This window comes from Melittangium boletus DSM 14713 (genome assembly GCF_002305855.1).
Taxonomy (GTDB): domain Bacteria; phylum Myxococcota; class Myxococcia; order Myxococcales; family Myxococcaceae; genus Cystobacter; species Cystobacter boletus.
The window spans coordinates 7,612,400-7,633,171 of record NZ_CP022163.1 but is presented as its reverse complement, the minus strand read 5'-3'; the positions used below and the strand labels follow the sequence as shown (position 1 = coordinate 7,633,171).

Here is a 20,772-nt window from a genome sequence, read left to right as displayed (position 1 = left end):
CCCGCTCACCAACCGCCCTGGCCGACGCCGCTCGCGTCCTTCTGCGACGCCACCACCTTCAACACGTCCGCCCCCGTGCGCCCGCGAATGCTCGGGACGTACATGTCCTCGATGACGGCGGGAGGCGCGGAGAACGACCCGGCGAACTGCGCCCGCATCACGTAGCCCACCGTGCGCGCGCTGTCGCTCCACCAGGTCGGCTCCTCGAAGAAGAACGTGGCGCGCTCGGGACTCAGCGAGCGGCGCTTGAGGGCCTCGGGCGCGAGCGGCAGGGCGTGCGGTGGGCCGCGGAACTCCTTGTCCTCGATCAGGGGCACGAAGCCCGCCGGCACCGCGTCCTCCACCACGTAGTAGGCCGAGCGGTTGCGGTTGTCGCCCCGCGCGTCCAACGTCAGCTCCACGTACACGTGCTCGCCCTGGCTCAGGCTGGTGCCCGTCTCGAGCGGCACCTTGCCGCCCTCGCGCAGCACCCAGTAGCGCCGCGCGAGGCTCATGCCCTCGGCCATGGGCTTCACGTCCGCGAGCGGCGTGGCGGACGTGCCCCGGAGGCTCGCCACGCCCTGGAAGTCGGCCACCTGGACCTCGCGCGTGCCCGGCGCCAGCACCGCCACCAGGCCCATGCCCCGCGGGACGAAGCGCACCTGCCCCTTGGCCCCCGTCACCTCTGGCGGCGCGAGCTTCTTGAACTCCTTCGCGTCGCGCTCGATGAGCCACTGCGAGTGCAGGAGCGCCGTGCTCCGATCGAAGGTGGACAAGCCGGGCTCGCTGAGCGCCTCCAGGAGCCGCCGGCGCGCCTTGTCCACGTCCATCTTCCCGAAGGACGCCGCGTGGCCGAGGATGGCGGTGAGGCCCACCCGGCGCAGCGGATAGCGCCACAGGGCCTCGCTCGGCGCGGGCAGGTTCGCCAGCGTGACGAAGCCCTCGTTGCTCCGGGCCACCAGCTCGTCGATGCGGCCCTTGAGCGCGGGCTCCTTCATCACGTCCGCCTTCTCCGCCGCGAGCACCGCCAGCGCCAGCGGATAGAGGTCTCCCGGCGGCGCCGACTGCACCAGCGCGCGCACCCGGGCCGCCTGCCGTCCGCCGTCCAGGCGCGCGAGCACCCACGCCCGCGTGGCGTCCCACTCGAAGGGCAGCCCCTCCTGGGCCTCCAGCCAGCGCAGGCCCTCGGTGATGCGCGTGTCGTTGCGATCCACGAGCCCCGCCTCCACCGCGTACGCGAGCCCGTCCAGGGCGATGAGCGTCATGGGCACGTCGGCGGTGCTGTAGCCACCGAACCAGGTGAAGCCGCCGCCCTTGACGGACAGGTCCAGGATGCGCGCCATGCCCTGCACCGCGCGGCTGCGCGCCTCGGCGAGCAGCGCCTGGCTGTCGGGATCCAACGCCTCCAGCGAGCCGGACTTCTTGAGCGTCTGGTACAGCGCCACGTTGGGCACCGTGGTGGACACGAGCTGCTCCAGGCACCCGTACGGGTAGGAGAGCAGCTCGCGCACGTTGGAGAGCGCCGCGTCCACCAGCGACGGCTGGAGCACCAGCTCCACGCCGGACACGCTCGCGCTCGCCGCCACGGGCAGGGACAGCGCCCCCCCTCCCCAGTGCGACACCTTCACCGGCTCCTCCAGCACGCCGGGCCGCACCTCCACCGAGCGCCGGTCACGCAGCGGCTCCTTGCCGCCCGTCACCTCCACCGCCAGGGAAGCCACGCCCGACCCCTTCGCCTTCAAGGTGAGGGGCAACACCTGCTCGCCGCCCTGGGCGAGCGTCACCTCGCGCTTGTCCTCGGCCGGCTCGAGCACGCCCGCCGCCGCGAGCCGCACGTTCAGGCGCTGCTCGGCCGTGGACGCCTCGCCCGCCGACAAGCGCACCGACGCGAGCGCTTCATCCCCCTGGCGGAGGAATCGCGGCAGCGCCGCGTACAGGTTGAGCCCGCCCCGGGTGGCGAACTCCGCGGTGCCCTCGCCGAAGCGGCCCGAGGTGTCCGCCGCCACGCCCGTCACCACCCAGAGCGTCTGGTTGGAGGGCAGCTTGAAGCGCACCGTGGCCCGGCCGTCTCGGTCCGTGACGACGGTGGGACTCCAGAAGGCCGTGTCCCGATCCAAGTCCCTCGCCTGGCGCGTGGGGGGCTTGATGGAGGCGAAGGCATGGTCGGGCAGCCCCGCCATCTTGCGCGCCAGGGCCTCGCCATAGCCGTAGCCCTGGAACTCGGCGGAGAAGAAGGTGGCCACGTTGTCGCGGCCCGGCGGGTAGAAGAAGTCGAGCACCGTCGGGCGGAACTCGTTCTGGATGGCGTAGACGGCCTTGTCCACCACGCCCACGGAGAGCTGGGACACCAGACCCCGGCCCTCGTGGTCCGTCACCCGGATGTCGATGACCTGCTCGGTGAGGGGCGTGGCCTCGGCGCGGCGAGGCTGCAGTGACACGGTGAGCGTGCGCTCGGTGGGGACGATGCGGAAGCCCACGGTGCGCTCCTCCCAGCGGCCCGAGGCCGTGGGGTACGCCACCGAGGCGTACACCGCGCTGCCAAAGCGCTTCTCCACCTCGAAGTCGTGCACGAGCGTGCGGCCCTTGAGCTCGAGCAGCTTCGTGCCGTACACGCCCGCGCCCGAGAACGTCAGCCACACCGGGCCCGCGTCCTTGCCACCCGGGCCCCAGCCCTGGGGCAGCAGGCCCACGAGCTGCGCGGTGTCTCCCGGAGACAGCGTGCCCGCGAGCGCGGCCAGCGTCAGGTTGGGCACCTGGGCCACGGGCTCGTCCTCGCCGCCGATGACGAGCACCTGCTCCTCGCCCGTCCACGCCTCGCCGCCCTTGTCCTTCACCGTGACGCGCGCCACCACCGTGCCCACGTCCGAGGTGGGCACCTTCTCGCGCGCCACGCCGTCCGCCGCCGTGGTGAAGCTCCGCTTGCCCAGGCTCTTCTCGCCGCCATCCGCCCGGCGCAGGACGAACTCCACCTCGCCCTTCGTGGCGCCGTAGGCCTTGCCGGACAGGGTGCTGGCGCGAATGCTCAGCGTGGCCTCCGCGCCCTTCTTCACCACCGCCGCCGAGAAGCGCGCCGTGCCCAGCACCTCCACCTTGGACAGGAAGAAGGCGGCGCTCGCGTTGGCGAACGTCTTCTGATCATCCCGCGCGCGCACCGTGAGCGTGTAGCGGTAGGGCAGGCGCTCCTCGCCTTCCTTGAGCGCGGGGACCGGGATGTCGATCACCGCGTTGCCCTCCTCGTCGAACACCGGAGCGCTCGCCCAGGGGTCCTCGGACGCCTCGCGCTCGGCCACCGTGGAGAACAGGCGCTCGGGCACGCTCAGCGCGCCCTCCGTGGTGGAGGCGCTGCCGTACGTCACCGCGCTGCCCTGCCCGCCCATGCCCGCGTCATCCACCCAGGCCGGTGAATCCAGGAGCGAGCGGTAGAGGAACACCTCGTAGCGCGTGCCCACCGGCACACCGCCCGCGTAGCGCCGCGCCCGCACCGTGGCGTGCAGCGTCTCGCCCGGCACCACCGTCTCCTTCTCCGGCCGCAGCTCCAGGTAGAACGTGGGCTTCACGTAGTCCTGCACGCGCGCCTCGCCCTGGTGCGGCTGGGTGTCCAGCTCCGCCAGCACGCGCAGCACGCCCGTGCCCAGGTCCTCGGGCACCTTCATGCCGCCGTTGAAGGCGCCGAACTCGTCCACCTTCGCCTGGGTGCGCACCTCGCGGCCCTCGGCCGACACGAGCTTCACCGACACCTCGCGCCGCCGGGGGGTGAACAGGCGCGCCAGGTAGCTGTCCGGCTGACGCACGAGCCCGCGGAACTTCACCTCGTCCCCCGGCTTGTACACGGGCCTATCGCTGTAGATGAACACGTCCGGCGCCACCGCGAGCGACGAGTAGAAGTCCGTGTCCACGAGCGCGGTGTCCTCGCCGACGGAGGCCGTGGCGATGAGGCGCGGCTCCTGGACGGCGAGCGTCACCTCGCCCTGGGCGTCCGTGGTGCCCGTGGGGCCCTTGCCCGTGGGCAGGTACACCCGCACCTCGGCGCCCGCGCGGGGCTTCTGATCCCGTCCCGCCACGCGCACCAGCACCTGCCCATCCGTCTGCTTGAGCTGCACGGTGAGGTCCGTGACGACCAGCACCACCTGCCCCTCCACCTGGCCCTGGACGATCTGCAGGATGTAGGTACCGGCCGGCAGGGGGGCGAGCTCGAGGTGCCGCTCCTGGTAGCCACTGTCGTAGCCGAAGGTGTCGAAGCCCGGGACGTTGAACTCGCGATCCGAGCCGCCCAGGTCCAGGTTCAACCACTGGCTGCGCACCACGGAGAAACCCGTGGGCACGCCCACCAGCTTCGCCATGCCCTCGGACACGCGGGCCAGCGCCCGGCCCGGAGGAGGCGGCGGCCGCTGGGGCAACCCCGGAGCCACCGCGTCGCGGAACTGAGTGCCCAGGGCGTAGAGCAGGAAGGAGCCCGGAGGACGCACGGCGTTGAGGCCCCGGCTGAGCGCGTTGCCGGGGTTGGCCAACACGGGCGGCGTCTCGTACGCGCGGCGGATGTCCCCCTGGGCGCGGATGAAGGCATCGGTGTTGGCGGGCTTGAGCACCCGCAGCTCCACGGGCCCCTTGCTCTCGAAGGCCACGTCCACGCCCACCGGCTCGGAGCTGCCGTAGGCACGGGGGACGGTGATGTAGAGCGGCTTGGCCGAGGCCACCCCGGCGAAGACGAGCGCGGCCAGCGCCGCGATGCGAGTGGAGAACCTCATGAACCAAACCCTCCCGGAACCAGCCGGTTTCCATCCACGGTGCCACGCAGGCCGATGTACGGCAGCGCTTCCAAGTCACGTCTCGCGGCTTCGATTTCCGGCGGAGCCACCGGCGGGGGCTTCGGCTTGCCATCCGCATCCGGAGTCACTCTCGACGCGTAGCCATCCGCCACCAGTCCGCCCAGCAGCCGGCCCATGTGCAGACCGAAGGCGATGGAGCCCTGGGCGCGCAGGCCCTGCACCACGGGCCCCGCGGCGTTGAGCAGGTTGGGCGACTGGCCCTCGCACGCCTTGCGCAGCCGCGCGAGCACGGCGGGGGTGGAGGCCAGCACGTGGTGGCCACACACCGTCGCGGTCTCCATCTTGTTGGGGCCGGAGAAGATCTGACCGAGCGCCGCCGCGTCCTCGGGACGGCCCCACAGCAGGGCCACCTCGGTGGGCAGCGAGGGGTCTCCCCGGGGCGTCCAGGCCAGCGCCACCTGGCGCGTGCGCACGTTGCCCTGAAAGCCATTGCCCGACCAGTACGCCTGGAGGGTGCTCGTATCGAGTTGCTCCGGCAGCTTGAGCTGGAGCGTGAGCAGCACGGGCGTCTCCTCGGGCACGAGCTTGAGCAGGTCGTCCGACAGGGGCGCGCTGTCCAGCCGGGGCTCGTCCACCACGGGCCCGGTGATGCCCCGCGCCACCAGCCGGTTGCCCTCGGCGGCGAACTGCAGGCGGGTGCCCTGGGCCACTCCCATCACGTGCGTGAGCAACTGCGCCTCGCGGCCGAGCGCTTCCGGCGCGAAGCCCAGCTCCACGTCGACGCCCTGGGGCGGCTCCAGCTCCAGGCGGGGCTCGCACAACCCCTGGAGCACCACCGCCGAGGTCCGGCCGAACACCATCCGCTCATCGGTGCGCGCCGCCCACAGCGACTGCTCGGCCACGAGCCAGCGCTGCAACGTGAAGCCCTCGGAGGGCACCTCGCCCTGCCCGCCCGGACACGACGAGGCCTCCAAGACGTTGCGGCGCACGACGCCATTCAATGAGTCGAAGGAGGCCATGGCGGTGTTGCCCGGCTGGGGAATGATGATGGCGGGCGTGCCCGTGCGCGGGTTTCCGGAGAACCACACCATCCGGAAGGGCGCGGACAGCAGCTGCCCACTCATCACGTCGAACATCGCGCCCTTGAAGCTTCCGCCCAGGTCCTCGCCCCGGGTGCCGAGCATCGCGGCCCATCCACCCACGAAGCCCTTGCCCAGGGGTTTCCGCAGCTGCTCCTTCACCCAGGCGTTGCCCGCGAGCGCGTCACGCACCTTGCCGGGCGTGTACACGTCCAACCAGAACGCCGGACGCACCGCCTCGCCGGGCACGTCCATCGCCTGGGGCGTGGAGGAGACGGGAGGCAGGGCCTGGAGGGGCGGCGCCTGGGTGGAGGAGGCGGAAGCCCCGGAGGCCGGACCCTGGGACGTCCCCGTTCCGGGGGACGGCGGCGAGGAGGAGCCCCGGCCGAGGAAGAAGGCGGCGGCGGCCACCCCGACGAGGACGGCGGCGCCTCCGCCCACGAGCAGGGCCCGGGAGGGACCCTTTCCGGGAGGAGGCGGCGCCGGGGGCGGTGTGCCCGGCGGAGAAGAGGGAGGGTTCATCGTGTCCACTCCTTGAAGCGGAAGAAGCCGAGGAAGGCGGTGTTCTGGGGCACCGGGCGCCACTCCAGGGGCGCCTCGGTGAGGAGCGAGGGCAGGAGGCCGGTGCGCACCGCGGCCCCCTTCTCGCCCGGGTGGTAGACGACGCGCGCGGGCGCATGCGCCTTGTCCTCCGGGCGCACCACGAGCATCAGATGGAACAGGGGCCCCGCGTCGCGCTCCTGGCGGAAGGCCACCAGGTCACCGGTGCGCAGGGACTCGCGCGCGGCCTCGTCGCGGCCGAGCGGCGCGAAGCTGTGGGCGAGCAGCGTCTCCGCGTCCGCGAAGTGACTGGGCTCGCCCCGCGTCCCCCGCCACAGGGGCGTGGCCAGCCGCTCGGGCCGCCACACGCGGTAGGCCCCCCGGAAGACGAAGCGCACGAGGCCCGCGCAGTCCCGCTGCTCGGGCTGCCAGTCGGGATCCATCTGGCGCACCTGGGCGAGCGCCAGCCGCGCCACTTCCCGCCGCAGCGGCGACTCGGGCGGCGGGCTCGCGGGAGCGGCCTGGAGCAGGAGAACGAGCAGAAGCGAATGCATGGCGCGCCGGGGGGCTCAGTAGTCCGAGCCGCTGCCAAGCCCCTTGACGGCGGCGTCCAGGTTGCCGGGCCAGGAGGCCCCCTTGGGGGTGGGATCCTGCGCGGGCACGTACACCTCGGCCTTGCCGTCGCCGAGCACGTTCACCCAGGCGAGCACCCGCGTGGTACCAGGCGTGGCGAGCGGGATGCGCACCATGCGGCGCGTTTCCTGGGGCGTGCCCTCGTAGAGCACCACGTTGAGCGTGGCCACGGTGTGGGCCTTGTCGCCGCTGGGCCAGTAGTTGGTGGCGATGAGGTACAGGCCCCGGGGCGGCGCGCGATGGATGTAGAGGTAGGGCCCGTAGGCCGGATCATCGAAGGACGTCTCGCCCTGCGCGTTCAGAAAGAAGGTGCCGCCGCTGGGGCTCTCGGTGTTGGCCCAATAGACATGGGCCATCTTCTGCACGTCGAGCGTGGAGGGCGCCCCGCCCTCGCCCGGGGTGACGCTGTCCTTCGTGGGCTCGTAGATGTGCAGGTCCGTGTAGACCCCCTCGGTGTCGCTGGTGAGGATGGCCTTGAGCGGCACGGTGGGAATCCGCGCGTAGCTGGTGGCCTGGGCGCGTGTGGTGCCGCCCTGGTTGGTGGCCATGACGGTGACGACGTTCTTGCCGCTCGCGGCGGGGAACTTGCGCTGGAAGCGCCCGTTGAAGGTGCGCATCAGGTAGCGGTCGCCGTTGATGGAGAGCACCACGGGATCAATGGTGGTGTCGCTGACCGTGCCCTCCACGAGCAACATCCGGTCCACCGTCCAACCGCCCGAGGGCGCGGACAGGCGCACCGTGGGCGGCGTCTTGCCCTTGCCAATGGGCACGCCTTGCTGGCGGGGATGGGCGGCGGGAGTCGGAGCCTGGGAGAGCAGCGCGGCCAGCAGTACAGGCAGCATCGGAAGGCGCGTCCTGGTGGAGGGAAGCGCACAGCCTGCGGCAGGTCGCCGCCACGTTTCAAGAAGCTTGAGCCCTCCCCGTGAGGGCCCGCCTCATTTAGCTTCCCTCGTCGTCCTCGGCCGTCTCGCCCTTTCGGCCTTCAAGAATCTGATCGATCTCCGCATGCGCGGCCCGGGCCTGCTCCGCGCTCAACCGCCGCACCGCCTGCATCTGATCGATGATCCAATGCGCCCGCTTCTTGAGCGCCCGGGAGCCCGAGCTCACCGAGCGCTTGCGGGGCGCGGGCAGCATCGACGCGAGGATGGCCCCTTGCGCCGCCGAGAGCTGTGAAGCGGGAATCCCGAAGTGCTCGCGCGCGCCCGCCTCGATTCCGTACACGCCGTTGCCCCACTCCACGACGTTCAGATACAGCGAAAGAATGCGGTTCTTCGGCAAGGACTCTTCCAGGCGGCGCGTGAGCACCAGCTCCTTGGCCTTGCGCAACAGACTGCGGTCCGTCGACAGCCACAGGTTCTTGGCGAGCTGCTGGGTGAGCGTGGACGCGCCCCGGCCCAGCTTCCCCTGGCGAATCGCCTCTTGCAGCGCGTTCTCCAGCTCCTTCGTGTCCACGCCCTCGTGGAGGTAGAAGCTCGCGTCCTCGGAGAGGAGCACCGCGTCGATGGCGGGCTTGGACACGTTGGACAGGCCCACCCAGGACTGCCTGCGCCGGGGCTTGTGCCCTTCCTCGCGCGCCTCCTCGGCCCGTTGCTCGATGAGCGCCGTCGTCTTGGGGTTCTCCTTGAGCAACGGCGCCGCGTCCGGCAGGCGTGTGTACTCGTAGGACACGAACACCACGAGCAGCAGGAAGAGCCCCATCAGGACGCGGCGCACCCACCCGCTGCCCCCCGAGGACACCTTTCCCTTCGTCGCCGTCTTGCCTGATTTGGCCGACGGTTGCTTCGTCTTGCCCGTGTTCCCCTGCTTCAACTTGATCGTCCGGGTGCCCATAGCGAACGTTCCCTCTACCCCGAAGCCCGGAGGTGGCCAAATGAACCGTCCCTCCGGGCCCTTGCCTACCCGTCCGCCCTCTTCCATGAAGCAGCCGGGAGGCCGAACTTCCCGAGCCAACCCAGGAGGGGTTCATGTCCATGCATTCGATGTTTCGCGCGGTGGTGATCGTGGGAATGGCGTTGGGAGCGGGCGCCTGTGCGACCCGGAGCGCGGAGGCCCAGTCCGCCTCGGGCGCCCAGAGGGAGAACGTCCAGAAGCACCAGCAGTGCGGCGGTTTCGCGGGCCTGCCCTGCCCCGAGCCCCTGGTCTGCGTGGATGACCCCTCGGACGATTGCGATCCCAAGCAGGGCGGACGCGACTGCATGGGCATCTGTCAGGAAGACACCCAGGGCTCGCGCTGCGAGGATCCCCGCCGCTACTACGTGTCCAAGGATCCCGAGCGGTGCGCGCTCGTGCGCTTCGTCTGCCCGCCGCCCACTGACGAGCAGCACGCGGACAAGACGAACTTCTTCAGCGACGACTGTGGCTGTGGCTGCGAATCGGCGCCCTGAGTCCGCCCGGGTCTACTGAAGCAGGCGCCACACGGCCAGGGCGGCCAGACCCAGGCCCCCGAGCAGGAGCCAGGGATTCAGAGAGGGAGACGAGGCCCGCCTGCGTTTCCCACGCCGGGGCGTCCCACGCGGAGCCTCGGCCGCCTTCACATCCAGCCGCCGCTGGACCGACTCGGGCAGGGCCCGATTCAGATCCTCGGGACGTACGGGCTCCCCGTTGATGAGGAGCCGGGGACGCTCATCGGGGACCGGCTCGGGGGACTCGGGGGCGGGGGCCGTCATCGGGACACCAGTCTAGCGCAGGCGGCCGTCCCGCGTTGCTCCCGCGACAACGTCCCCCCCGAAAAAAGAAGAGGCGCGCGTCCCAACCTGACAGGTAGGAAGGGCCCCCCGCCTGGGCTGGAAGCGAGCACATTCCCGGCGCGCGCCCGGGGGCCGCGTTAGATTCCGCCCCATGTGGCGGATCCTCAATCCCAATAAGCAGAAGCTGCCGACGCCGGAGGAGGCCCTGCCGGGCCGTTCCACCCGGATGGCGGTCCCCCCGAAGCACTACGTCAACGGCGCCCACCTGGAGGCCCCCTTCCCCGAGGGCCTGGAGCAGGCGGAGTTTGGCCTGGGCTGTTTCTGGGGCGCCGAGCGCAAGTTCTGGCAGGTGCCCGGCGTGTACTCCACGTCCGTGGGCTACGCGGGCGGCTCCACGCCCAACCCCACCTACGAGGAGGTGTGCTCCGGCCGCACCGGGCACACCGAGGTCGTCCGCGTGGTGTACGACCCCCGGAAGGTCTCCTTCGAGACGCTCCTGAAGGTCTTCTGGGAGAACCACGATCCGACGCAGGGCATGCGCCAGGGCAACGACGTGGGCACCCAGTACCGCTCGGCCATCTACTGGACCACCGAGGCGCAGCGTCAGCAGGCGGAGGCCTCGCGCGACGCCTTCCAGAAGGGGCTCACCGCGGCGGGCTACGGGGCCATCACCACGGAAGTGCGCCAGGCGCCCGAGTACTACTACGCCGAGGACTACCACCAGCAGTACCTGGCCAAGAACCCGAACGGGTACTGCGGCCTCGGGGGCACCGGCGTGAGCTGCCCCGTGGGCCTCACCACCGCGTCGTGACGCACGGGGGCGGTGCCCTCGCCGCCCCCTACTCCGTGCGCATGGCCTCCACCGGATCCAACCTCGCGGCGCGTGCCGCGGGGTAGATGCCGAAGACGAGGCCCACGCCGGAGCTCATGCCCAACGACAGGGCCACCGCCCAGGGGGGCACCACGGTGTTGAAGCCCAGCATCCACCGCGCGAGGAAGGCCAGCCCGTAGCCGAGCACCACCCCGAGCGCGCCCCCCAGCAGCGCCATGAGCACCGCCTCGGTGGCGAACTGGCCGAGGATGCGCCCCTTGCGCGCGCCCAGGGCCTTGCGGATGCCGATCTCCTTGGTGCGCTCCGTCACCGACACCAACATGATGTTGAGGATGCCGATGCCGCCCACCACGAGCGACAGCAGGCACACGCCGAAGCTGGCGATGGTGATGACCTGGGAGAGGCTGTTGAAGGTCTCGGTCATCGACTCGTTGGTGGACACCTCGAAGTCATTGGGCTCGAGCGGCGCCACGTCGCGCCGGCGGCGCAACAGGAAGGAGACCTCTTCCTGCGCCTTGCTCAGCAGCTCGGGCGAGGTGGCCTGCACCGCCAGTTGCAACGAGCCTCCCGTGCCGAAGAGCACCCCGTAGGCGCGCAGCGGGATGATGACCTCGTTGTCCATGCTCACCATGCCCAGGAAGCTGCCACGCCGCTGCAGCAACCCCACCACGGTGAAGGGCCGGCCCTTGATGCGAATCTCCTGGCCGATGGGATTGGAGCCGGGAAAGAGCGCGTCCACCACGTCCATGCCCAGCACCGCGACCTGACGCCCATCCTCCTGGTCCATCTCCCCGAAGAAGCGTCCCGCGGCGACGGTGCCGCCACTCGTGTCGATGTACTGGGCGGTGGCGCCGGTGACGCTCACCGTCGGGCGCGTCTCCAGGGTCGCGGTGGAGATCCGCTGCCCCCCGACGTCATCCGCCCCGGACACCTGGCCCACCGAGGGACAGGTCTCCAGGATGGCGCGCGCGTCCTCGAGCGTGAGCTTCTGGCGCCGGGCGTACTTGCGCCAGTCGAACCGGCCGAAGCCCGAGGGCCACTTGCTCACCTGGAAGGTGTTGGCGCCCAGGTAGGACAGGTCCTTGTTCACCTTGATGCGCAGCCCCTCGATGAGGGCCATCATGGCGATGACCGTCGTCACCCCGATGACGATGCCCAGCAGCGTGAGCAGGGTGCGCAGGGGGTTGCCCAGGAAGGTCCCCATCGCGAGCCGGAGGTTGTCCAGCGCCGCGAGCAGGTTGGATTGAAAGCGTCGGATCATGGGCGGGTGCTCACTCGTAGCGAAGGGCTTCCACGGGATCCAGGTTCGCGGCACGCGCCGCCGGCCAGATGCCGAACAGCAGGCCCACCACCGCGGCGAACCCCACGCCACCCGCCACCGTGGTCCATTGCACGTCCGCGGCCAGGGGCGTGATGAGCGAGAGCACCTTGGCCGTGCCCAGGCCCACGATCGTCCCCATCAGGCCGCCCAGCGCGGACACGGAGGAGGCCTCCATGAGGAACTGCAACACGATGGTGCGCTTGCGCGCCCCGAGCGCGCGCCGGATGCCGATCTCCCGGGTGCGCTCGCGCACCGACACCAACATGATGTTCATGATGCCGATGCCGCCCACCAGCAAGGTGATGAAGCCCACGCCCACCGCCACGCCATAGAGCGCGCCCGTGAGCTGCTGGTACGTCTGGGCGAGCATCTCCGGACGGTTGATGGAGAAGTCGTCCGGGGCGCCCGGCGGAGTGCCCCGCACGCGCCGCAGGATGCCCACCAGTTGATCCTCCGCCTTGCGCAGGTCCTCGGTGCGCGTGATGGAGATGGCCATGCTGAAGCCCCGGCTCTTGCCGAAGGACGAATAGAACGTCTTGAAGGGCACGAACACGACCAGGTCCTGATCCCGGCCCATCAGCTTGCCCTTGGGCGCGACCGTGCCCACCACCTGGAAGGGCTTGCCGTCGATGCGGAGGGTGCGGCCCACGGGATTGAGCCCCGGGAAGAGACTGGACGCCACGGAGGCCCCGAGCACCGCCACCGGACGGGTCACGGCGTCATCCGCCTCGGTGAGGGGCCGGCCCGCGGTCACCTGGAACGAGGCGATGGAGAAGTACTCGTGCGTGGTGCCGGTGATGTCCACGGCGGACAGCTGCTCGCCGTTGAAGGCCACGTCCCCGGTGCGGCCCACCGTGGGCGCGATTCCGGACAGGTACGTGGACTGCGCGCGGATCTGCTCCACCTGGTTCAGGGTGAAGTTCTTGCGATTGCGGTACAGCCACCAGTCGCCCATCATCACCCAGGGGAACTTGGAGACGTAGAGGGTGTTGGTGCCCATCGAGGCGAGCTGCTTCTCGAAGGAGACGTTGAGCCCCTGGATGATGCCGACGATGGCCAGCAGCGTGGCCACGCCAATGCCGATGCCCACCGTGGTGAGCACCGTGCGCATGCGGTTGGCCCCCAACGAGAAGAGCGCGATGCGCGCCCCCTCCAGCACATCCACGCGAACCGCCCGGCTCATGTGCCCCCCGCGGCCAGGCCATGGGCGCCATCGCCCAGGGCCACTTCACGCCCGGGCCCGTCCGCGACGATCTCCCCGTCACTGATGCGGATGGCGCGAGGACAGCGCGCCGCCAGCTTCGGCTCGTGCGTGACGAGCACCAGCGTGTTGCCCGCGCGGTGCAGCTCCTCGAACAAGCGGACGATCTCCTCGCCCGTGGCCGAGTCCAGGTTGCCCGTGGGCTCGTCGGCCAGGAGCATGGAGGGCTGGGCCACGAGCGCCCGGGCGATGGCCACGCGCTGGCGCTGACCGCCGGACAGCTCGTTGGGCTTGTGGTGCATGCGGTGCTCCAGGTGCACCTTGGCCAGGGCCGCCCGCGCGCGCTCGCGCCGCTCCTTGAGGCCCAGGCCCCGGTACACCAGGGGCAGCTCCACGTTGGCCAGCGCCGTCTCCCGCGGCAGCAACTGGAACGTCTGGAAGATGAAGCCGATCTCCTCGTTGCGCACCACGGCCAGCTCGTCGTCCACCATGTGGGACACGTCCTTGCCGTTGAGCAGGTAGCTGCCACTCGAGGGCGTATCCAGGCAGCCCAGCACGTTCATGAGCGTGCTCTTGCCCGAGCCGGACTGGCCGATGATGGCCACCCACTCGCCCCGGCCAATGCCGAAGGACACGCCGCGCAGCGCGCGCACTTCCTCGCCGCCCACGTGGAAGACGCGCGTGACGTCCCGCACGTCGATGAGCCGGGAATCACTCACGACTTGGTCCCGCCCGGGGCATCCTGCTGCGGCTCACGCACGAGGTCTCCCGACTTGAGCTCCTTGGACAGCGTGCGGTAGGGCCCCTCCACCACGCGATCCCCCTCCTGGATGCCCTCGAGGATCTCCAGGTCCGCGTCCGAGGCGATGCCCGTGCGCACCCGGCGCGCCTGCGCCTTGTTGTCCGCGTCCACCACGAAGACCACCTTGGCCAGCGACTCCGCGCGACGGGGCGCCGACAAGCCCCCGCCCTCCACCGGCGGCTTGTAGTCCGGCAGCGTCTTCTCCGGCCGCACCGTCACCGCCTGGATGGGCACGAGCACCGTGTCGTTGTGCGTCTCCGCGGAGATGCGCGCCTCGGCGCTCATGCCCGGCAGCACCCGGGCGGGCCGCGTGCTCAGCGCCACCGTCACCGGGAAGCTCGTCACCTCCGCCTCCGTGCCCGGATTCTTGATGAGCGCCTGCTGGGCGATCTCCACCACCTCGCCCACGTACGTCTCACCCTCGAGCGCATCCACGGAGATCTCCGCCGGCTGGCCGGGCTTGAGGTGCACCACCTCGTGCTCGCCCACCTCGAACTTCACCTGCATGACGTTGAGCGCCGCGATGGTCATCACCACGTCCTCGGAGAGGTCCGAGCCGCGCACGCGCTCACCCACCTCGTGCGCCACCTCGATGACGGTGCCGTCGATGGGCGACAGGAACGTCGTCTTCTCGAGGTTGCTCTGCTGCTCCTCGTACACGGCGGAGGCCTGGGCCAGGCGCTGCTGGGCCGCGGCCAGCCGGCCCGCCGCCGAGTCCCGGGCCGCCTTGGCCTGGTCCACCTCGGCCGCGGACGCCAGCTCCTTGCGTCCCAGCTCCATCACGCGCGCCAGGTCCGCCTCCGCGCGAGCCGCCTCCACCTGGGTCACCTGCGCGTCCGAGCGCGCCGCGTTCTGGGCCGCCAGGGCCTGCTTCACGCCGGCCTCGTACCGGCGCCGGTCGATGCGGCCGAGCACCTGCCCCTTCTTCACCGGCATGCCCTCCTTGACCGACAGCTCCATCAAATCCCCGGAGAGGTTGGAGGAGATCTTCACCGTCGTGGCCGACTGCACCTTGCCCGCGCCGGTGATGGTGCGGGTGATGGTGCCCTTGCGCGCCTTCGTCATCTGCACCTCCACCGTGGGCGGCGGCCGGTCCTTCAACCCCCCCACGGTGATGGCCGCCGCACCGACGAACAGACCGCCTGCGATGACCGTCTTCCACCACTTCATTGGGTCTCTCCCGAGTCCAGCGTTCCCATGGCCCGCATCAGCGCGAAGCGGGCGAGTTCCACGTCAATCCGATTCTCCAGCAGCGTGAGCTCCGACTGCGTGAGCTTGAGCTGCGCGTCGCGCACCTCCAGCGTCGAGCTGACCCCCGCGTTGAAGCGCTCCGTGGCGAGCGACAGGGCATCGGCCGCGGCCTTGCGGTTGGCCTCCGCGAGTTGCGTGGCGAGGATCTGTGCCTCCACGGTCGCGTGCGCCTGGCGCACCGCGCCCTCGAGATCCCGCTCCGCCTGCCGCAGGTTCAGCTCGGCCACCTTGCTCTGGAACTCCGCCTTGCGCGTGGCCGCCTGCGTGGACAGGCCGTTGAAGAGATCCCACGAGAGCGAGAGGGCACCATTCACCGAGTTCTGCAACTGGGGCTGGAGGTAGACGACGTCCGCGTTGGGACCGAAGCGCTGGTACTGGGCCTGGAAGGACAGCCGGGGCAGATAGCCCGCGTGGGCGATGCGCTCCTGCAGCTCGGCCGCGCGCAACTGCTGCCGCAGCGCCACCAGGAGGGGCCGGTGGGTGCGCGCCTGCTCGAGCGCCTCCGTCAGGACGGGCGCGGACTCGGGCTCCCGCCGCAGCACGCCGGGGTCCACCGCCGACACCACCTCGGCGCCCGGCATCGCCAGCCACGTGGCGAGCTGGACCTGGTTGGCCGCGAGCTGGGACTGCCGCGTCACCACGGCGATGCGATCGTTGCCGAGGTTCACCTGCGCGGACAATTCCTCCGCCTTGCCCACCCGTCCCGCCTGGAAGAGCGCCCGGGCCCGCTCCAGCTGCTGCTCACTGCGTTGGACGTTGGCCTCCAGCACCTGGATGGTGGCCTGGGTGCGGTAGAGCGCGAAGAAGCGCTGGATGCCCTCCAGCTCCGAGGCATCCCGCTGCTCGGTCGCCTGGCCCCGCTGCACCTCGAACTGGGCACCGCTCTGCTCCAGCCGCGCCCAGACGGAGCGGTCATAGATGAGCTGCGTGAGCGTCAGGCCCAGGCTGAAGTTGGCGTTCGAGGACGAGGGGACGTCGATCACCTGCCGCTGGAAGGTGCCATCCGGCAGGGGAACCACCGTGAAGTAGCGCTGGGGGCCGTTGTACTCGCCCGCCGCGCTCGCGGAGAAGCGCAGCTGGGGCAGCAGGGACGAGCGCGCGGTGCGCACGTCCTGCCCGGCGCTGGACGCCTCGAGCAGGGCCACCAGGGACTGGGTGTTCTCCCGGCTGAGGGCCCGTGCCTGCTCCAGGTCGATGGGCGTGGCGGCGAGCACCGCCGCGAACACGAACGCGTTCATGCCCCACCTCCCGCCTTGGCGGCCGCGATGCCCGGCAGGCCCACGAAGAACACTCCGGCGAAGGCGATATAGAGGACCGTGAACAGCAGCACCGCCCGGCCCCGGCTCATCCCCGTGGCCGCGGAGAACCCCAGGCCGAGCAACCCCACGCTCCAGAGGTTGAAGAAGTCCACCGCCCGGAACACCCGCTCCAGCTTGGGCGACAACCCCTGCACCACCGCCAGACTCGAGGGCACCAGGTCCTGCACCCGCGCCTCGGACAGGGAAGGCTGGGCGAAGGCGCAGACAGCGAAGATGAGGTGGTAGAGCGCGATGGGCAGCATCGCCAGCGCCGCCGCCGACCAGAGCTGGCCGAACGAGGCCGAGCGGTCGAACAGCCACGCACACAGCCACAGCGCCGCCGCCAGGGCCAGCGTCATCAGCGGCATCAACAACACGCCCTTGGCGATTCCCGCCACCAGCGCCTTGCGCGAGGCGTTCTGGATCTCCTCCGAGAGCTCGCTCTCGGTCATCCGCTCCAGGCCTCCCGCTGACTGCAACTGCCGCACCACCGCGGGAGCCGCGTTCCAACGGAGGGAAAAGGCCGTTCCGGACGCGGACACACAGACGACGAGGAGCAGCAGGGGCCAGAGCCAACGGCGGGCCTCGACCGCGGTGCGCGTCGCCTCGATCGGGTCGAGGAGCACTCGGGTGGGTTGAACGAAGGAGATCATAGGGAGGTGGGCCACCAGGGCGGCACGCGGATGTACGCCTGGAGAGGCCCTTCATTGCAACCAGGGAGGAAATCGGGCCCGTCAACCCGGAACCCGTTCGAATGTTCCCCCCGAATCATCTCCCACCGCGAAGTCAAGGTGTAGCAACCTGTCGCGGAAATTTTGCCGCGCGGATCCGAAGGGTGTATGTGCTCGCCTGCTCGCCTTCCGGAGACCGAATGGTCGACAGCACGGATCTCGCACAGGTACTCCACGAAGCCTCGGACATCGCCCAGAGCGTTGCACAGAAACTCACCTCGGCCCACGTGCTCCTCGCCCTCTTCACGGTGGAGAACCGGGCCCAGCTCCTGCTCAAGGAGAAGGGCATCGACGAGGACAGCCTCCTCGAGCAGATGACCGCCCAGGTGATGGAGCAGGACGGCCTCGTGCGCACGCTGTGCATGAGGGCCCGGGAAAACGCCCAGAGCATCGGCTCGCGCGAGGCGGATTGCCTCCACCTGCTCGTGGCCTTCACCCGCGTGCCCTGCGCCGCCCGGGAGATGCTCACCAAGGCGGGGCTGCACCTCATCAGCCTGGCGAACATCGCCCTGTCCTACTGTGTCAGTGGGAACACGCCCCGGCGGCTCCAGCCCGGCCGGACGGCCCTGCCGCTGGTCATGCCCCGGCCGAGCCGTCCTCCTGGCTCGCCCCCCTCGGCCCTGCCCGTGTCGGCCTTCGCGCCGAGCATCTCGCGCACGCCCCCTCCCCCCCGCGCGCCGTCCCGGCCCGCGCTCTCTCCGCGCGACCTCATCGACGAGGTGAACGAGGACATCCGCGCCGCCACCCCCGCGCCCCTTCCCCCGGCGCCCACCCGCACGCCTCCGCCCGTTCCCACCTCGGGAGGGTCGAGCGCGCCCGTGGCGGCTCCGCCCGCGGCCCCTCCCGCTCCCGCCGTGGCCGTGCCTCCTCCGGCGCCTCCCCGGCAGACCCCGCCGCCCGTCGCCGCGCCGTCACGTCCGGCGCCGCCCCGCACGGCGGCTCCGCTGGTCCTCGACGAGAAGCGCTTCCCCCTGCTCACCTCGCACGGCCGCAACCTGAGCCGGCTCGCCCAGGAGGGCAAGCTGGATCCCGTGGTGGGCCGCGCCAAGGAGATCGAGGAAGTCATCGACGTCCTCGGCAAGCGGCGCACCAACAACCCCTGCCTCCTAGGCGAGGCGGGCGTGGGCAAGACGGCCGTGGTGGAGGGCGTGGCGCAGCGGCTGACGGAGCTGCGTGGAGGCCTCGCCGAGAAGATCCTCGTCGAGCTGGACATGGCCACGCTGGTGGCGGGCACGCAGTTGCGCGGCGCCTTCTCCGAGAAGCTCAACGCCCTCAAGGACGAGGTGCGGCGCGCGGACGGCCGCGTGGTCGTCTTCATCGATGAAATCCACACGCTGGTGGGCGCGGGCTCCACGGGCGAGGGCCCCCAGGACGCCGCCAACGAGCTGAAGACGGCCATGGCGCGCGGGGAGTTCCCCTGCATCGGCGCCACCACGCACGACGAGTACCGCAAGTTCATCTCGCAGGATCCGGCGCTCGAGCGGCGCTTCACGCCGGTCGTCGTCCACGAGCCCTCGGTGCCCGAGACGGTGGAGATCCTCCAGGGCATCATCGGCCGGTACGAGGATCACCACGGCCTGCGCTACGCCCCCGATGCGCTGGAAGCCGCCGCGTCGCTCGCGTCGCGCTACGTGACGGACCGATTCATGCCGGACAAGGCCATCTCCGTGGTGGACCTGGCGGGCTCGCGCTGCCGCCGCGAGGGCAAGGAGCTGGTGGAGGCCGGGGACGTGGCGCGCATCGTGGCGAAGATCGCCGGCATCCCCGAGGAGCGCCTGCTGATGACGGACTCGGCGCGGCTGCTCCGGCTGGAGGCGGACCTGGGCGAGCGCGTCATCGGCCACGAGGAGGCCATCTCCCGCATCGCCCGCGTCATCCGCCGCAACTACGCGGGCTTCGCCTCGCGCCGACCCATGGGCTCCTTCCTCTTCCTGGGCCCCACGGGCGTGGGCAAGACGGAGATGGCGCGCGCGCTCGCCGAGGTGCTCTTCGGCAGCAAGGATCTGCTCGTGCGTCTGGACATGAGCGAGATGTCCGAGAGCCACGGTGTGTCACGGCTCATCGGCTCGCCCGCGGGGTACGTGGGCTATGGCGATGGAGGCCAGTTGACCGAGCCCGTGCGCCGCCGCCCCTCGTGCGTGGTGGTGCTGGACGAGATCGAGAAGGCCCACCGCGAGGTGCAGCTCCTCCTGCTCCAGGTGCTGGAGGAGGGCCGGTTGACGGACGGCAAGGGCCGGCACATCGACTTCTCCAACACGGTCATCGTCCTGACGACGAACCTGGGCGCGGAGGCCTTCCACCGCACGAGCCGGAGCCTCGGCTTCGGCACCCCGGCGGCCCAGGGCACCCAGACGAACGACATGGACGCCGCGAGCAACGCCGCGCGCCAGGCGATGCCGCCCGAGTTGTGGAACCGCATCGACGAGCGGATGCCCTTCCGCCCCCTGAGCGAGACGGACGTGGCGCGCATCGCCACCCTGCTGCTGGACGAGAGCCGCAAGCGGCTCGCCACGGAGAAGAGCATCGAGTACGTGGCCGGAGCGGACGTGGTGGAGTTGCTGATGAAGTCGGGCGGATTCGACCCGAAGCTGGGTGCGCGGCCCATGCGCCAGGTGGTGCAGCGGCTGGTGGAAGCGCCCCTCGCCGAGCGGATCCTCGCGGGCGAGTTCATGGCGGGCGATCGGGTCCAGGTGAGCGTGCAGGACGGGGAATTGCAGTTCCAGCGCGAGGAGCGGTGAGCCGATGAGTCCCGCGCGCCCCAGTCGCCCCTCGGTGGTGGTGGTGGGCGCGGGCCGGTTGGGCGGCGCGCTCGCCCTGGCGCTCGCCGCGAAGCGCTGGCCCGTCCGGGTGCTCGCGCGCTCCGAGGAGAGTCAGCGCCGGGCCCGTGGGTTGAGGCTCCAGCTCGCGACGGAGAAGGACGTGGGCCAGGCGCGGGTGTGTCTGCTGTGCGTGCCGGACAAGGCCGTGTCCCCCGTGGCCGAGGAGATGAAGCCCCGGCTCGCGCGAGGCGCGGCCCTGGTGCACTGCGCGGGGGCACTGTCCCTCGATGCATTGGGCACGCCCCAGGGACGGGTGCTGGGTTCCTTCCACCCGCTCGTGGCGGTATCGGACGCGAGGGACTCGCTGGCGGGCAATTCGGTGGCGGTCAGCACCCGCTCGAAATGGCTGCGAGAGGTGCTGGAGCGGATGGCGGAAGACGTGGGGATGCGCGTCCTCCGGGTGAAGGAGCAACACCGGGCCGCCTACCATGCGGGAGCCGTGTTGAGCGCCGGAGGCGTGGTCGCGGCCCTCTCCGCGGCGGTGGAGGCGCTGCGCGTGGCGGGCATCTCCGAGGAGGACGCGCTCGCCGCGCTGCTGCCGCTGACCCGCTCGGCGTTGCGGGGCGTGGAGGCGCGAGGACTGGCGGCTGGGTACACCGGCCCCATCGCGCGAGGAGACGCGGGCGTGGTCGCGGCCCACCTCACGGCCCTGCCCTCGGAAGTGGCCGCCGTCTACCGGCCGCTGTCGCTGCGTGGATTGGAATTGGTCCAACACCGGCTCACACCCGAGACACGCGCCGCGCTGAAGCAATCCCTTTCAAACACCTGAAACACAGAAGGGGCCCACGGTCCGTCCGTGTGGCCCCTTCGTGCATCGCGTGAGTCAATTCCGC

General features: G+C 70.9%; 16 protein-coding genes. 4 read left to right on the top strand and 12 right to left on the bottom strand.

What is annotated here, in order from left to right; genetic code table 11:
• Window positions 1-5 precede the first annotated feature (5 nt).
• The 5 genes from MEBOL_RS31670 to mtgA form a co-directional block, all read right to left on the bottom strand.
• Window positions 6-4,724 carry an alpha-2-macroglobulin family protein gene (locus tag MEBOL_RS31670; RefSeq protein WP_095980937.1) on the bottom strand — a complete coding sequence of 1,573 codons (4,719 nt, stop codon included), beginning with the start codon at window positions 4,722-4,724 and terminating at the stop codon, window positions 6-8.
• A complete protein-coding gene (locus MEBOL_RS31665) occupies window positions 4,721-6,346 on the bottom strand; it encodes a hypothetical protein (RefSeq protein ID WP_179956328.1) in 1,626 nt (541 codons plus the stop codon). Before MEBOL_RS31665 ends, MEBOL_RS31670 begins: the two co-directional genes overlap by 4 nt.
• The gene (locus MEBOL_RS31660) at window positions 6,343-6,918 is read right to left on the bottom strand and encodes a DUF1175 family protein (RefSeq protein WP_095980935.1); all 576 of its coding nucleotides are present in this window, start codon (window positions 6,916-6,918) and stop codon (window positions 6,343-6,345) included. Before MEBOL_RS31660 ends, MEBOL_RS31665 begins: the two co-directional genes overlap by 4 nt.
• A 15-nt stretch (window positions 6,919-6,933) precedes the next feature.
• Window positions 6,934-7,839: a DUF2135 domain-containing protein gene (locus tag MEBOL_RS31655; RefSeq protein WP_095980934.1), complete on the bottom strand. Its 906-nt coding sequence runs from the start codon at window positions 7,837-7,839 to the stop codon at window positions 6,934-6,936.
• Between the two features lie 97 nt (window positions 7,840-7,936).
• On the bottom strand, window positions 7,937-8,827 hold the full coding sequence (mtgA, locus tag MEBOL_RS31650; protein ID WP_095980933.1) for a monofunctional biosynthetic peptidoglycan transglycosylase: 891 nt from the start codon (window positions 8,825-8,827) through the stop codon (window positions 7,937-7,939).
• A gap of 134 nt (window positions 8,828-8,961) precedes the next feature.
• On the opposite strand from mtgA, the gene MEBOL_RS42405 reads away from it, so the two are divergent.
• Window positions 8,962-9,381 carry a hypothetical protein gene (locus tag MEBOL_RS42405; protein WP_218920830.1) on the top strand — a complete coding sequence of 140 codons (420 nt, stop codon included), beginning with the start codon at window positions 8,962-8,964 and terminating at the stop codon, window positions 9,379-9,381.
• A 12-nt stretch (window positions 9,382-9,393) separates the two neighbouring features.
• Here MEBOL_RS42405 and MEBOL_RS31640 read toward each other — a convergent pair whose 3' ends face one another.
• Window positions 9,394-9,663, bottom strand: coding sequence for a hypothetical protein (locus MEBOL_RS31640; RefSeq protein ID WP_095980932.1), 270 nt, complete (start codon window positions 9,661-9,663; stop codon window positions 9,394-9,396).
• Between the two features lie 172 nt (window positions 9,664-9,835).
• On the opposite strand from MEBOL_RS31640, the gene msrA reads away from it, so the two are divergent.
• Window positions 9,836-10,495 carry a peptide-methionine (S)-S-oxide reductase MsrA gene (gene msrA / locus MEBOL_RS31635; protein ID WP_095980931.1) on the top strand — a complete coding sequence of 220 codons (660 nt, stop codon included), beginning with the start codon at window positions 9,836-9,838 and terminating at the stop codon, window positions 10,493-10,495.
• Between the two features lie 28 nt (window positions 10,496-10,523).
• Here the strand turns inward: msrA and MEBOL_RS31630 are convergent, their stop codons facing one another.
• From MEBOL_RS31630 to MEBOL_RS31605, 6 genes are read right to left on the bottom strand one after another with little or no spacing between them, the layout of a single operon-like run.
• Window positions 10,524-11,753, bottom strand: a complete 1,230-nt coding sequence (locus MEBOL_RS31630) for an ABC transporter permease (RefSeq protein ID WP_095983117.1) — start codon at window positions 11,751-11,753, stop codon at window positions 10,524-10,526.
• Window positions 11,754-11,787: 34 nt separating this feature from the next.
• Window positions 11,788-13,020 (bottom strand): ABC transporter permease, encoded by a 1,233-nt coding sequence (locus MEBOL_RS31625; protein ID WP_095980930.1) that lies wholly within the window; start codon window positions 13,018-13,020, stop codon window positions 11,788-11,790.
• Window positions 13,017-13,757, bottom strand: coding sequence for an ABC transporter ATP-binding protein (locus MEBOL_RS31620; protein WP_095980929.1), 741 nt, complete (start codon window positions 13,755-13,757; stop codon window positions 13,017-13,019). Before MEBOL_RS31620 ends, MEBOL_RS31625 begins: the two co-directional genes overlap by 4 nt.
• Complete coding sequence (locus MEBOL_RS31615; protein WP_095980928.1) at window positions 13,754-15,010, bottom strand: efflux RND transporter periplasmic adaptor subunit; 1,257 nt, start codon at window positions 15,008-15,010, stop codon at window positions 13,754-13,756. The genes MEBOL_RS31620 and MEBOL_RS31615 overlap by 4 nt, the downstream gene beginning before the upstream one ends.
• Window positions 15,007-16,329: a TolC family protein gene (locus tag MEBOL_RS31610; RefSeq protein ID WP_095980927.1), complete on the bottom strand. Its 1,323-nt coding sequence runs from the start codon at window positions 16,327-16,329 to the stop codon at window positions 15,007-15,009. The genes MEBOL_RS31615 and MEBOL_RS31610 overlap by 4 nt, the downstream gene beginning before the upstream one ends.
• Window positions 16,326-17,042 (bottom strand): YIP1 family protein, encoded by a 717-nt coding sequence (locus MEBOL_RS31605; protein ID WP_095980926.1) that lies wholly within the window; start codon window positions 17,040-17,042, stop codon window positions 16,326-16,328. The genes MEBOL_RS31610 and MEBOL_RS31605 overlap by 4 nt, the downstream gene beginning before the upstream one ends.
• A gap of 218 nt (window positions 17,043-17,260) precedes the next feature.
• Here MEBOL_RS31605 and MEBOL_RS31600 point away from each other — a divergent pair, with 218 nt between their 5' ends.
• Complete coding sequence (locus tag MEBOL_RS31600) at window positions 17,261-19,858, top strand: AAA family ATPase (protein WP_095980925.1); 2,598 nt, start codon at window positions 17,261-17,263, stop codon at window positions 19,856-19,858.
• A 4-nt stretch (window positions 19,859-19,862) separates the two neighbouring features.
• Window positions 19,863-20,708, top strand: a complete 846-nt coding sequence (locus MEBOL_RS31595; protein WP_095980924.1) for a DUF2520 domain-containing protein — start codon at window positions 19,863-19,865, stop codon at window positions 20,706-20,708.
• Window positions 20,709-20,772: the final 64 nt, after the last annotated feature.